The 14,433-nt window shown below is 49.0% G+C and carries 12 protein-coding genes; 10 read left to right on the forward strand and 2 right to left on the reverse strand.

The window, feature by feature from the left end; genetic code table 11:
- Positions 1-7 precede the first annotated feature (7 nt).
- Together PBN151_RS23990 and PBN151_RS32365 are read left to right on the forward strand one after the other, a co-directional pair.
- Complete coding sequence (locus PBN151_RS23990) at positions 8-1,111, forward strand: GerAB/ArcD/ProY family transporter (protein ID WP_072731011.1); 1,104 nt, start codon at positions 8-10, stop codon at positions 1,109-1,111.
- Positions 1,112-1,296: 185 nt separating this feature from the next.
- Positions 1,297-1,428: a hypothetical protein gene (locus PBN151_RS32365; RefSeq protein ID WP_265332130.1), complete on the forward strand. Its 132-nt coding sequence runs from the start codon at positions 1,297-1,299 to the stop codon at positions 1,426-1,428.
- A 126-nt stretch (positions 1,429-1,554) separates the two neighbouring features.
- Here the strand turns inward: PBN151_RS32365 and PBN151_RS23995 are convergent, their stop codons facing one another.
- Positions 1,555-3,273, reverse strand: coding sequence for a response regulator (locus tag PBN151_RS23995; RefSeq protein ID WP_227775028.1), 1,719 nt, complete (start codon positions 3,271-3,273; stop codon positions 1,555-1,557).
- Between the two features lies 1 nt (position 3,274).
- The gene (locus PBN151_RS24000) at positions 3,275-5,134 is read right to left on the reverse strand and encodes a cache domain-containing sensor histidine kinase (protein WP_072731012.1); all 1,860 of its coding nucleotides are present in this window, start codon (positions 5,132-5,134) and stop codon (positions 3,275-3,277) included.
- Positions 5,135-5,301: 167 nt separating this feature from the next.
- Here PBN151_RS24000 and PBN151_RS24005 point away from each other — a divergent pair, with 167 nt between their 5' ends.
- From PBN151_RS24005 to PBN151_RS24035, 8 genes are all read left to right on the forward strand, one after another.
- Positions 5,302-6,183, forward strand: coding sequence for a carbohydrate ABC transporter permease (locus tag PBN151_RS24005; RefSeq protein WP_072731013.1), 882 nt, complete (start codon positions 5,302-5,304; stop codon positions 6,181-6,183).
- Complete coding sequence (locus PBN151_RS24010; RefSeq protein WP_021256242.1) at positions 6,183-7,019, forward strand: carbohydrate ABC transporter permease; 837 nt, start codon at positions 6,183-6,185, stop codon at positions 7,017-7,019. The genes PBN151_RS24005 and PBN151_RS24010 overlap by 1 nt, the downstream gene beginning before the upstream one ends.
- 60 nt (positions 7,020-7,079) lie before the next feature.
- Entirely contained in the window at positions 7,080-7,241 is a 162-nt protein-coding gene (locus PBN151_RS31495; protein ID WP_175560788.1) for a hypothetical protein, read from the forward strand.
- A 34-nt stretch (positions 7,242-7,275) separates the two neighbouring features.
- Positions 7,276-8,574, forward strand: a complete 1,299-nt coding sequence (locus PBN151_RS24015; RefSeq protein WP_072731014.1) for an ABC transporter substrate-binding protein — start codon at positions 7,276-7,278, stop codon at positions 8,572-8,574.
- 267 nt (positions 8,575-8,841) lie between these two features.
- The gene (locus tag PBN151_RS24020) at positions 8,842-11,184 is read left to right on the forward strand and encodes a glycoside hydrolase (RefSeq protein WP_072731015.1); all 2,343 of its coding nucleotides are present in this window, start codon (positions 8,842-8,844) and stop codon (positions 11,182-11,184) included.
- A gap of 152 nt (positions 11,185-11,336) precedes the next feature.
- The gene (locus tag PBN151_RS24025) at positions 11,337-11,750 is read left to right on the forward strand and encodes a DNA alkylation repair protein (protein ID WP_227775031.1); all 414 of its coding nucleotides are present in this window, start codon (positions 11,337-11,339) and stop codon (positions 11,748-11,750) included.
- Between the two features lie 211 nt (positions 11,751-11,961).
- Positions 11,962-13,350: a dicarboxylate/amino acid:cation symporter gene (locus PBN151_RS24030; protein ID WP_083545307.1), complete on the forward strand. Its 1,389-nt coding sequence runs from the start codon at positions 11,962-11,964 to the stop codon at positions 13,348-13,350.
- Between the two features lie 144 nt (positions 13,351-13,494).
- Entirely contained in the window at positions 13,495-14,352 is an 858-nt protein-coding gene (locus tag PBN151_RS24035) for a M15 family metallopeptidase (RefSeq protein WP_072731018.1), read from the forward strand.
- Positions 14,353-14,433: the final 81 nt, after the last annotated feature.

Genomic DNA, 14,433 nt, shown 5'->3' on the forward strand with positions numbered 1-14,433 from the left:
CAAGGGTATGGAACGAGGGCGAATAACTTGGCCGCAGCTGTGCATGCTGACCTATTTGATGGTGTGCGCCACAGCCGTGCTCGTGATTCCAACGGTAGCTTCCCAAATCACGGGTCGAGATGCGTGGATGACATCGATCATCGGCTCAGTGGCGGGGTTTATCACACTGTATATTGCCATGCGTCTAAATCAGTACTACCCCGAGATGACGATGGTCGAATATGCACCCAAACTCATTGGACGCTGGGCTGGTATGATAGCGAATGGAGTGTTTTTATTTTTTCTGCTGCATAGTGTAGGGCTAATCGTAAGGGAATATGGAGAGTTTATCGTTGGGTCGCTGCTCATTCGCACTCCTGAGACGGTCATTAATACAGCCCTTATATTTGTATGCGCCGTAGCAATCCGTGGAGGAATCGAAGTCATCGGTAAATTCGCCTTGCTCATTGCACCTTTATTTATGATTTTATTGCTCTGCATCCCGTTGTTCCTCCTTCCCGAATTGAATGCGACAGAGATGTTCCCGATTTTGAACAATGGATGGAGGCCTGTATTGGAAGGTTCGATTACGCCAGCTACTTGGTTTTTGGAATTTTTGCTGATCGGATTTTTCCTGCCTTATGCAATCGGCAAACGCAGCCGAATAAAATGGAGCTTATCACCGCTAATCCTTACGCTGCTTACTATGGTGCTCTCAAATTTAGTTTGCTTGTTTTTATTTGGCCCGCTGACATCGATGTTTACCTTCCCTGTATTTGTGGCGTCTCGCTATATCAGCCTTGCAGGGTTCTTTGAACATGTGGAATCGATGGTAGTCGTTCTGTGGGTAATGGGGGGCTTCGTGCAAATTGCCGCCTGGTATTACGTGCTTGTACTTGGAACCGCTCAGTGGCTGAGGCTCAAGGATTATCGGCCAATTATTTTTCCGATTGGCGTTCTCATCATCGCGATGAGTTTCTGGATTTCCGATAATTTGCAGGATATGGTGGATTTATTTATGACAACGGAGCCTCTTTTTTCTGCAACTGTGCTGCTCGTGTACCCACTGCTTCTGCTTATCATTGCGTGGTGGAAAAAGAGACGGGCCTTACATAAGGAAACGCGTGATTAATGCCGTAATTTCTAACTAATAAGCGAATGCTTCCCTTTGAGATGGATCGTGCCGCAACTATGTTGAAATTTCGGTGCTGCAACGCAGCAGTCTTAATTGACGATGATGGTGCCAGAGGGTAGAATGACGGTGATTTCGCAAAGTAACCGCTTTCGGGAGGTACCTGACACCTATAAGGAGTGTGCATGATCATTCTTACTACCAAGTCTCGTCATAAGCGCAAATTCTCCGATAGTCGGAAGTATTTGTGGATAGGCACACTGGAGGGAGCTAACGCGGTCGTTACCCTTACTTTGCTGGGCGGCCCTTTCCGCTGATTAGATGCATAGCATAGCTATGCCCCTAGAAAATAGCTGTGTTTTTAAAATAAAAGATGGGGCGTTCTATGAGGGTAGCTTTTCGCTTCTATTCATGGGACGCCCCTGTTCTACAATATAGTACGGTTACGGATTCATTTGCTGCTTGCGATATGTGTTTGGTGACATGCCTTGTGTCTTCTTGAATACTTTACTGAAATATTTCTCATCCTGATACCCAACCATCTCGGCCACCTGAGCGATGCGCAGGTGGGGGTTGAGCAGCAGCCGGAGTGCCTTGTCCATGCGAATATTTGTTATATAGTCAGACAGGTTAATGCCGAGCTGCTGCTTGAATTTGCGAGAGATGTATTCGCGGCTTACATAGAAGCGCTGCGCGATATCCTGCAGCGATACCTCCTCATGATAGTGCTGCTCCACGTACTTGGCGATATCATAAATGATGTGCTGTTCTTCCTTCTTCTGGTGCATCAGCAGGCCGGACAGCTGAGTAAGAGAAGACAGCCAGGCCTGCTCCCAGTCGCTCCATGAGAAATCATCCATACATTCGGGACAATGGAAGTGAACAGACAGCTGATCTGGTGTACCAGCGTGCATCTCCTCAACTGAAGCGGCATCTGGAGCGGCAGCTTGCTCCATCCGCACACGAAAGCCTTCCCACTCCTTCATCCACCCAATAAGCATATCCGGGGTTAGCTGCGACAGCTGCTTCTGTGCTTCGATGAAGGCGTGCACGGCCTGGCGGAGCTGTTCTTTATGCCCGCTTAACAGAGCAAGTCTCCATTCCTCCTCGAAGGAGGCAAGTCGGATCTGCTTGGAGACTCCCGTATGCTGAGGGGGAGAAGCGATTCGCGCGGTCTCATCCGCTAATGATTCCGTTGTAACCTTAGACTTATGGATATGCGTTCTGTGCTTGAGCAAATTGCGGTGCATTAACGCATGCTTGGCTTCGGCATATCCGGCGGAGATTCCTGCGGGTAGGGAGAATGAACTCGATACACCGAAGTGCAGTCGGTGCTTGAAGGTCTGTTCCAGCCCGGCATTCAGTTGATCCAGCACAGCCTCCAGCCGCATGGGAGAATCCCACATGACGATAATAAGCTCGCCTTCCGGGGCGCCATAGCGGAAAGCGGTGCCGCAAGTCGATACGTGATTACGCTGCCCATCCGATGTGTTGGTCTTGCCGTTCAGCAGTTCATCGGCGATATTGACAAGCGAGTAGAATAGCAGCTGTCTATTATCGCCGAATCTACCACGCCAATTGACATGTCCTGCGTGAATTCGAGCTACAGCAAGCCGAGCGCACGTGATGGCTTCGGGGAGATAGAACTCGCGCTGCAATCTGCGCACATTTCCTTCATAGACACAAGGATCGTCCAATAAACCAGACCACAGCTTCTCAGCCAGCATCGGCTTGAATTCGTTGGCTTGCATGCGCTGCTGCTGGCTTGATTGGCGAACGTCCTCTTCTTGCATCCATGCGGCGACCGCCTTGCCGATGGCGTTATTAACTGCATCGGGGTCGATTGGTTTCAATATATAATCCATGCCACCATGCTGCATAGCATGGCGAACGAGTGAGAAATCATCATGCCCGCTGATGGCAATGATCTTGCTTGAAGGAGCATGGCGGCTCATCCACTCCATAAGAGCTGTTCCGCTCATGGTCGGCATCATCATGTCGGTCATGACCAGTTGAGGCTTGTGCTGTTGAATCAGTTCGACAGCCTGCTCACCGTCCGCAGCCTCCATAATCGTATCAATTCCGTGTGTATCCCAATCTACAAGCAATCGGATTGCATCCCGTACGTGCTTCTCATCGTCTACGATTAATGCCTTCATCATGTTAGTTATCACGCTCCAATTCCAGCTCTATCACAATACGAGTGCCTTGTGGATCCTGCTCCTCGACTCTCATCGTAGATTTGCCGTCGGTGAACAGTTGCAGCCGGGCGAGCACATTGACCAGTCCAATGCTGGACGGCGAGCCAGAGGAGGAATCCGAGACGAATTCGTCCCGTGACAAGGTATGGCTTGTTCGTGTGCCCAGCAGCTCTGGATGTACCTCCTTCAGCCTCTCGTTCAGTTCGATTCTACGCATCAAGGTCATGCCTCGACCGTTATCTTCAACGATTAGCTGCAGACAGGGGACAACTATGCCTTGTGCTTGTTCTGTCCGCTCAATATATCTGGTACGAATGGCAAGCTGCCCACTCGGTACGGAACGGTCTATTCCGTGCTTGAAATAGTTTTCGACGAGAGGCTGCAGCGTCATCTTCGGCACTTGAGTGTCCAGCGTTCGTTCGTCAATATCGAATACGGCTTGGAAAGTGTCTTCGAATCGCTGTAATTGCAGCTGCAAATAGGCCTTCACATGTTCGAGCTCTTCTTGCACGTTTGCTGTGCTCTTGTCCGTATACATGCTGTAGCGCATCATCTTACCCAGCGCGGTGACAAGCTTATAAATATGCGGCGCATTATGCTGCAGCGCCAGTGTTCCAATCGATTGCAGCGCATTGTTCATGAAATGCGGGTTAATCTGGGCCTGCAGCGCTTTGAGCTGGTTTGATTTGTTCGCAAGCTCAAGCTGATATTCCCGCAAAATAAGGTTGTTGATCATATCCATCATATTGCGGAATCGCTTCAGGACGACGCCGATCTCATCGTTGCTGACAGGCTGGATATCTACGCGCAAGTTCCCCGTTTGCACTTGGTTGATGTAGCGGACGAGCTGACGTATCGGCTTCGTAATGCGGAACGATACGACGATCGTAGCAATAATGATGACAATCAGTGACAGGGCGATGAGCATCATGTTAATGACTGCGGCCTGATTCGCCTCCTGCAGCAAGTACGATTTCGGTATCTTCTTCACGAGCGTCCAATTCGCCAGCGGCGTCGCAACGCGCTCATGAATGAAAATGGCTCCATCCTGCTCGAAGTGGCCACTTTCTTTCTTGTTGATTTGTTCGCGGTCGTACCAGCTTGCTTCGAGCTGCTGTCCAATGATTTGTCGGTCATCTGCGTAGAAGACGTGTCCGGAGTCATCTAGCAGATAGATGCTTTCCTGCTCCAGCGTGTACAGCTGATCCATAATTTGAGCGAGTGATTCAAGCTTCACATCGACTGACAGCATCCCAATTCGATCGTTGGCCGGGATGCGGTAAATCGGCCGGTGCAAGGTGAATACCTGTACACTCGGGAAGTAGAACGGTGACGAGGAGAACCCGTACGTATGGCTTAAATGTGTAGGCTGCATCTGAATGCCGTTCTTCGCATAGCGGGCTGTATCCTCATAGAGCTTCGCATCGTAGATGCGCCGAGGCACGCTCTGAATGACCAGCGAGGCGCGCTTCGTTTCGGTGCGATAGAAGTACACCTGCCATATTCCGTTCATGGATGATGCCATATTTTGCAGCGTGACATAGGTGTAGGAATCGAACGTGTAATCGTCATAGCCTCTGTCCAGCTGGCGATAAAATTCATAGTCGGTATAGATCGTTAAGGAGGCACGGTTCAAATTGTCCACGAAATTCGCTAAATTCGTCTTCCCTTGGAACATTAGCTGATGGCTCTGCTCAATGGCGCGCTTCTCTAGTGAATCCGTCGTATAGCTGTATGAAATGATCATCGTCGCTACAGTCGGGACGATAGTGGCAATGAGCATAAATAAAATAAGTTTGGTACGGATACTGTTCCAACGCATACATTCGCCCCCTCAGATTCACAGTGTAACGCTTACATTGGGAGGGGGTCAATATATTCCACCTTTTCGTTCAAGACCATCTGTGGTAACCGTTTACATTCGCGTGCATACTGAAAGCAACAAGAACGAATAACCTCTATTATTTCTGTTGAAAAGGAGAGAGTCGGATGTCGCGTAAACGATCATCTCAAGCCCTGCAGCAAGTCTTTTTCATCGGACCTGCGGCATTCTTTTTTACCCTTATCGTCGCAATTCCTTTTGTGCTCGGCATGTACTATTCCTTCACCGATTGGAATGGAGTCGCGGGTACTGTGAAGTGGGTAGGGCTCGATAATTTCATTCAAATATTTGCGAAGGACTCGGATTTCTTCCCAGCATTCTGGTTTACGACACGCTTTACGGTCGTCGGCATTATACTAACGAACTTATTCGGCTTCGCGCTGGCTTACATTTTGACCCGACAACTGAAGCTGCGCAACGTGCTGCGGACGGTATTTTTTATGCCGAATGTCATCGGGGGGCTGCTGCTTGGCTTCATCTGGCAGTTCATTTTCATTAAGGGATTTGCAGCGGTAGGAGAGATGACGGGGATTGAATTTTTCAACCTGCCATGGCTCGGTGACGAGACAACGGCCTTCTGGGGAATCATTATCGTATTTGTCTGGCAGACTGCCGGTTACTTGATGGTTATCTATATTGCAGCAATGATGAATGTGCCCAGAGATGTGCTGGAAGCCGCAGAAATTGACGGGGCAACCCGGGGACAGGTGCTGCGCAACATTATCATCCCGCTGATTATGCCGGCTGTAACGGTATGCTTGTTCTTGGCGATCTCTTGGTCGTTCAAGATGTTCGATCTGAACTTGTCCCTGACGAAGGGCGGCCCGTTCAAATCAACAGAATCGGTTGCGCTTAACATTTACTTAGAAGCATTCCAGAACAATCGATACGGCCTCGGCACAGCGAAGGCGCTCGTATTCTTCTTGATTGTCTCTGCCATTACGCTCATCCAAGTGCGCATCACGAAGAGCAAGGAGGTTGATATGTAATGGAAGCCATTAAATCATACAATATGCGAACCTTTATTTTAGAAGTCCTGATGGTTATTGTGGGGCTTGTCTTCCTTGTCCCGTTCTACTTCTTGCTCGTGAACTCGGTGAAGTCCTTCGGAGATCTGCTGTCCAACGCGGCAAGCTGGCCGGCATCGTTCGAATGGGCGAACTATCAGAAGGCATGGGAAATGACGAAATTCCCGCAAGCATTCACCAATTCATTGCTTATTACGGTAGTAAGCGTTCTGCTCGTAGGCTTAACGAGCGCTATGGCGGCATATCGGATGGTACGCCATAATACGCGCTTCAACCGAACGTTATTCATGCTGTTCGTTGCGGCAATGGTCATCCCGTTTCAATCGATCATGATTCCCCTCGTGAAGGTAACGGGAACGTTGAAGCTAACCGATAGTATGCTAGGGCTGGTTGTATGTTATCTTGGATTTGGCGCGCCGCTGTCGGTATTCCTGTTCCACGGCTTCATCAAATCCGTTCCGCTTGAAATTGAAGAAGCTGCTGTCGTGGATGGTTGTTCACCCTATGGCGTGTTCTGGAAGGTTGTATTTCCGCTGTTGAAGCCGATGTTCGTTACGGTTGCGATTCTGAACAGCTTATGGATCTGGAATGACTACTTGCTGCCTTCACTTATGCTGCAGAGTGCCAGCCTGCGGACGATTCCGCTCGCAACATATGCATTCTTCGGACAGTTCACGAAGCAGTGGGATCTCGCACTGCCAGCACTCGTGCTTGGTATAACGCCGATCGTAATCTTCTTCTTGGCGATGCAAAAGTATATTATCGAAGGGATTACTGCCGGATCGGTCAAAGGGTAATTAGTAAACGAATCGATCAATGAATTCCACCTGATCGGTCAATTCTCTCTCTGTAACCGTTTGCAAAACAAGAGCTATAATCAAGATGCAGCAAGCGATAAGAGCCACTGGCAGTTCACCTTAGCGAATAATGCTTCTGGGATATTGTTGATGGTTCCGACGGATGAGTTGTGGAACATGTGGAAATGGTACAGTGAGAAGATTGGTATAGCAACCGAATGAATGAAAAGGGAAGCAGACAAAGGGAGGTCTTGCAATGAAGCGAGTTGCGAAATGGTCTTTGTTAATGATGTTGGCAGTATCCGTCATGCTGGCGGGCTGCGGATCGAAGGGCGATGGAGGAACAACGAGCTCTGGCGGCGATCAAGGAAAAGGCAATCAAGAAGTAAAGACAGTTAAAATATTTCAGTTCAAAGTCGAAATTGCTGAGGCACTCAACCGCCTAAAGGGCGAGTTCGAGAAGACTCATCCGAATATTAAACTCGATATTCAGACTGTGGGCGGCGGTGCGGATTACGGCGCAGCATTGAAGGCGAAGTTCGCAAGCAACGATGCTCCTGATATATTCAATAATGGCGGCTATCAAGAGATGACTACGTGGTCAGATCATCTAGAAGACTTGTCTGCGGAGCCATGGGTGAAGGATGTCATTCCTCTTGCTAAGGAGCCTATGACGAAGGACGGCAAGCTGTACGGCATGCCGATGAACTTAGAGGGATACGGCTTCATCTACAATAAGGATCTATTCCAGAAGGCAGGCATTACAGAGATGCCGAAGACGCTGACTCAGCTTGAAGACGCAGCGAAGAAGCTTCAGGCAGCGGGCATTACGCCTTTCTCGAATGGTTATCAGGAATGGTGGATTCTCGGCATTCACAACTTGAACGTGCCGTTTGCACAACAAGCAGACCCAAATGCATTTATTAAGGCGCTTAGTGACGGCAGTGCGAAGTTCCAAGGCAACCCGGAATTCGAGAAATGGGTGAAGCTGCTCGATCTGACGGTGAAATACGGAAATAAAAATCCGCTCACTACGGACTACAATACACAAGTAACGCTGTTTGCTAAGGGTGAGACGGCGATGATGCAGCAAGGCAACTGGACACAAGTGCAAATCGACAGCATTGATCCAAAGTTGAACTTGGGTGTACTCCCAATGCCAATCGATGATGATGCAGCGAAGAACGATAAGCTCCTCGTAGGCGTACCGAACAACTGGGTAGTGAACAAGAACTCGAAGGTAAAAGAAGAGGCGAAGACCTTCTTGAACTGGATGGTATCTTCTGATATCGGGAAGGAATACATTGCGAAGCAGTTCAAGTTCATTCCTGCGATGTCGACGATTCAGGCGACAGCGGATGACCTTGGCGACATTGCCGCAGAAGTGGTGAAGTACAGCCAGGACAACAAAGTGCTTAGCTGGAACTGGTTCAAGTATCCGGACGGCGCAACGCAAGAATTTGGCAATGCAATTCAAGCCTATATTGCCGGCAAGTCGGATAAGGACAAAATGTTCGCTGACTTCCAGAAGGCTTGGGATAATCTGAAAAAGTAACAATAAATGCGGCGGCCTCTATCCATGTAGAGGCCGCTTTGCTGTTGCACAGGTTAGCGTTTTCATCACAGGTTTGACTTAAAAGGCAGTCAATTTGGGGCAGGTGATCTCACAATACCTGCATTTCGAGGTTTGTCACACTGGTGTAACAGAGGGACGATATGATGTGGCATGCATTCAATTCGCTACCTTCGTGCCCGAGGGCATACTTCTGTGTTCTATTGATGGTATGGGGGAGTAGCGGTAATGAAGGAGGCATGCACACAGATGAGAAGAGGATTACTAACAACGATTGCAGCAGCTATGGCTGTAAGCATGTTCACAGGCTGCAGTCAACAAGAGGTAGCCAAGGTGGAGGATAGTGCAGTAGCGGTATACAACCCGGTTCAAGCCATACAGGCTGCTTATCGTAAATTCACGTACCAGGTTGACCCGGCAACATTTGATATCGTGATCGAGCATGGCGGCGTTAAGGAACACGCTTCTGTCCCGATCAAGCCACGGAATGTACGTGATATGAAGCAGATGATTGACCGTACAGAATGGACGTATCCGGATGATAAGGTCAAGGTAATTCTACAGAAGAAGGAGGGGTATCTGGACATTCGCATTCAATCGATCGGAGCGGAGCAATTCGCATGGCCGACGGTACAAGCAGACAACTACATGCTGCCGCTATGGGAAGGCAAGCGAATCCCTGCCCAAGATCCGAATTGGAAGAAGTTCCTTCACGAAGAGACGATGACATGGGGCGAGTCCTTCTCGATGAATTTCATGGCGCTCAATAAGAGCAAGTTCGGCCTGCTCTATGTGGTCGAGAATCCCTTTAACAATGAAGTCTCGTTCCATACAGACCCGAGCATTGAGATGGCGTTTACGCATGAGTTCCCATCGATTAATCCAAGCAAAGAATATGGATTCCGTTTATATGTAACGGACAATGATCCGGTAGCTGTTGCGAAACTGTACCGGGAATATGTGAAGGAGCAGCATGACTTCAAGACACTTGCGGAGAAGGCGAAGGACAATCCGGACATTGAGAAGCTATATGGCGCTCCGCATATGTATATGTGGAACAGCCAAGCGCTGGATGAGACGAATATCCATTGGCCTGTCATGAAGAAGAAGCTTAATGAACCGATATGGTCATGGATTGCGAAGCTGGCGGATCAATTTACGGAGGATGGCGGTCAAGAGCTGCGTAATGCACTTGCAGAAGGCAGGCAGGATGGTGTGTATGCATACCAGAAGCGGGTCATGGTCAGAGCCTTGAACCAGGTGATGAAGCTGGAGCAGTTGTATCAAGCGGATCAATTCCCGAAGCTGGATGCCGAATCACAGCAGCTTGTCTCTGCTGGTGTCAGCAAGCTAAGTGAACAGAAGCTGTATGAACTGAACAAGCGCTTATTGAAACATGCATTCGGAGAAGCGCTGGACGATCCTTCAGCATGGGGAGAGGATAAGTCTAATGCGATCATTTCTGAGATGAAGCAGTCCGGTATTGGTAAGGCGTGGATTGGATTGCCGAACTGGGCAGATGGATTAATGAATCCAACTTTCGTCGAGAATGCTTCGAAGCTGGGATACTTAATAGGGCCTTATGATTCGTATCATTCGATCCAGAAGGAAGAGAACAAGGACTGGAATACAGCGTACTTCCCAGATGCCTCGCTGTATGAAGAAGCTACGGTTACCAATAAGAAGGGGGTCAAGATCGGAGGATTCCTGAATCGCGGACGCAAGTTGAATCCGACCTTATCACTTCCTAGTGTGAAGCAGCGCATGGAGCTGATTCTGCAGGATCACATTCTGTATAATACGTGGTTCATTGATTGTGATGCAACAGGGGAAATTTATGATGACTACACACCTGGACATATCACGACGCAGGAGCAAGATCGGAAGGCACGCCTTGAGCGCATGAATTATATTGCGAAGGAGAAACATATGGTCATTGGCTCCGAGGGTGGGAACGACTTTGCCAGCAGCGTGATCTCTTTCGCGCATGGCTTGGAAACCCCGGTCATCAAGTGGAACGATAAGGATATGCGCGAAGATAAGAACAGCCCCTACTATGTAGGAGCCTATTGGTCACCGGACGGCGGTATTCCGGGCAAATATGCGAAGCAGGTCCCGATTAAGGAACTGTACCAGCATATTTATATTGATCCGGTGTACTCCCTGCCTTTATTCAAGCTGGTATACAACGATTCGGTCATTACAACCCATCACTGGGAATGGGGAAGCCTCAAGATAAAGGATGGGGTGGCAGCACGCATGCTGTACGAGCTGCTGTACAATGTACCGCCACTGTATCATCTTGATAAGCAAGAATGGGATAATCATAAGGCGCTGCTCACGTCATATTTGAAGGTGTGGTCTCCATTCCATGCGAAGGCTGTGCAGCGGGAGATGACCGCATTTGAGGTGCTGTCATCGGATCGCCTTGTTCAGTCGGCTCAGTATGGGGAGGATTTGAAAGTCGTCGTTAACTTCTCCAGTAAGAATTTTTCTTACGGTACAGATACTGTGAAGGCGATGTCGGCGCTTATTCTCGATGGGAAGCAGCGCGTTGTCTTCGAGGCAGGTTCAGCTGTCATGGCGAAATAATCTATTAGCAAAGTAACGGAAAATACGAAGCAACGGAGCACAGGGATTGTATGCCTGCCGCCATGCGCAAGTTGTATGCCAACTGCCATGCGCATGCTACAGTTCCTGTGCTATAGGTACAGATGAGTTGCAATGGGACTATTAGAAGGTGGGTGAAGTTTTACAATTTGGCACATATACATAGAATCGAGCAATTCATTGTAACCCGATCTTGGTGGGATACGGTTGATGGACTGGCAACCTGCACAGTGGGAGGGGTGATGAAGCGATACCCTGAGGCTTGGGCGGAATATGCCGATCGCTGGATTCATTCGGATCAGATGTGGCTGAACCGCACAGGGATACTGTTCCAGTTGAAATACAAAGATCAGACGAATACGGACTTGCTGCATCTTGCGATCCATACGCATATTGCATCGAAGGAATTTTTCTTGCAGAAGGCCATTGGCTGGGCATTGCGTGAGTATGCGAAGACAAATCCAGAATGGGTAAGGGATTATGTAGAGCTGCATGCGCTGATGCCGCTAAGCCGGCGTGAGGCATTGAAGAGATTGGAGAGCAGGTAATACAGCAGTGAGTGCGGCAGTGTGGCAAGCAGTTTGGTCTAGTTGTACAGATCCGTATTGGAGGCAAGCTAGTTCATATCTATCCAGCAAATACATTCATATCCAGTACATCCATTCATATAAAAAGTATTGACGAGTTCCGTCCCTATTTTTATAATACCAATTAAACAACTTGGAATTATTATAATAAATAGACGAAGGGGTTATGATGATGAAGGAACAGAACTGGATCACCCTGCAAGACTGGAATGTCTATGCGAGCTGGGGGGCTGCATTGCTGCTCGTTATCTTGCTGTGGTGGCTTGCGAAGAAGAAGGTTGGGTTCGGCCTTCGCGTACTGCTGGCCATGGCGCTTGGCTTGACTCTCGGCGCGGTATTCGGAAAGTCTGCGGCAGATGTTAGTATTCTAGGCTCTATCTATGTCAGCTTAATTAAGATGGTTGTCATGCCGCTCGTATTTGCTGCTATTATTTCGAGTATTACCTCTGTGAAGGATCCGAATGTATTGAAGAAGCTTGGAACGAAGACCATCGCGTTGTTCCTGATTACGACCGCTATCGCGGCTGTTATCGGTCTCGGAACAGCTCTCGTTATTGATCCTGGTTCTGGTATTGCTCAGAGCTCGGAAGCGGCGCAGGGGTTCGAACAACGTGAGATCCCAACTTTCAAGCAAGTGCTGCTTGATCTCGTACCTTCCAACCCGATCAACGAGATGGCACAGGGCAAGGTCGTACCGGTCATTATATTTGCGGCCTTCATTGCAGTGGCAATTACACTAGAGGGGCTGCGCAATCCCGAACGAGTACAGCCGATTCGCGCCTTCTTCCAATCTTTCTCCCATGTTATGTTCCGTGTGACGAAACTGGTTATTAAGCTTACTCCGTACGGTGTATTCGGGCTTATGACCTCGATGGCCGCCAAGTATGGATTATCGACTTTGAAGGAGCTTGCTTGGTTCATTATTGCGGTCTATGTAGCGTGCTTGATCCATATGATTGTGACTTTCGGATCGCTTGTCACCTTCGGTGCGCGTGTGAATCCAATCCGCTTCTTCAAGAAGGCGTATCCGACCATTGCAGTCGCCTTTACGACACGCAGCAGCTACGCAACTCTGCCTGTGAATCTGGAAGTGATTACGAAACGAATGAAGGTGTCGGATCGGATTGCCAGCTTTGTGGCTCCGCTTGGTGCTACAATTAATATGAATGGTTGCGGCGGGATTTACCCGGCCATTGTTGCCGTGTTCATTGCACGCGTATACGGCATTGATTTGAATATTGCCGATTACTTGCTCATCATTGGTGCAGCTACGTTAGCTTCTGTTGGCGTAGCGGGTGTTCCGGGTCCAGCGTCCATCTCAACGACTGTCGTTCTCGTTCAGGCAGGCCTGCCGATTGAAGGATTTGCACTTGTTCTTGGCGTAGATGCAATCGTAGATATGGCGCGTACGGCAGTTAATGCGACAGGTACGACGGTTGCGTCCTTGCTGGTTGGCAAAAGTGAAGGTGAGTTCGATCGAGAGGCCTTCAATCGTGATGAGGATGATGATATTGAAGTTGGACGGGAAGCGAAGAACAGTCATAACACTGTAACCGTATAGCATCGAGGAAGAGGAGAGTCTTCTAGTCCTCAGCTAGAAGACTCTAGCATCTGTATCGCATCTCTACTATTCGCAATACCAATTCTATTGCGATATAATAGACTCTCAATCTGCAATTGATAGATTGGGAGAGGGGAAATACCAATGAGTCAGCATAGTATGACTGCGAAGTGTCTTGTATTTGCTCTGGGAACAGCAATTCTGCTCAGCGGCTGCCAAAGCACGGACAAGGCAGCAGTAACATCTGGACAAGAACAAGTTGACCCGGCATTGACACCAGCGCCGGATAATAATAAGCAGGGAGAAGGAAGCGGAGAGGGTCAAGGAGAGAATGGCTCCGCCAATACCGATGACGCATCATCGGTTACAGCCAAGCTAAAATCGGAATACGGACTCAGCTCCACGATTGAACAGCAAGGCGATAAGGCGGTTGTTACGAATCCGGAGTCCATCCTCGTTGTGGTCAATAAGGAGCGTTACTTGCCAGATGGTTATGAGCCGCCGGATCTTGTGGAGCCGAATGTGAAGTTCTCCTTCGAAGAGGCACATGAGAAGCGTCATATGCGCAAGGAAGCGGCAGAGGCGCTTGAGGAGATGTTCAAGCAGGCCAAGGAAGAGGGCGTGACGCTGCATGCCGTATCGGGTTACCGTTCTTTCAAGCGTCAGGAATCCCTATTCAATCATTACGTGAATACGCAAGGGAAGGAATATGCGGCCCGCGTTAGCGCAGTTCCTGGAACGAGCGAGCATCAGACGGGCCTCACGATGGATTTATCGAGTCCAAGTGTAGGCGATGTACTGGAAGAGGTATTCGGTGATTCGGATGAAGGGAAGTGGGTGGCTGAACACGCTCACGAATTCGGATTCATGATTCGCTATCCGAAGGACGGGGAGAGCATTACCGGTTATGTGTACGAGCCATGGCATGTCCGCTATGTTGGCAAGGAAGCAGCCAAGGCAGCTTATGACGGAAAATTGACGTTAGAACAGTTACTGCAATAATACAAATTATATTACTTAATACGAGAGGCTGAGCTTGGATTTCAAGCTCAGCCTCTCTTCATTCGATTCATCTGTCAACGA

Source organism: Paenibacillus sp. NAIST15-1 (assembly GCF_001894745.1).
Classification (GTDB): domain Bacteria; phylum Bacillota; class Bacilli; order Paenibacillales; family Paenibacillaceae; genus Paenibacillus_B; species Paenibacillus_B suaedae.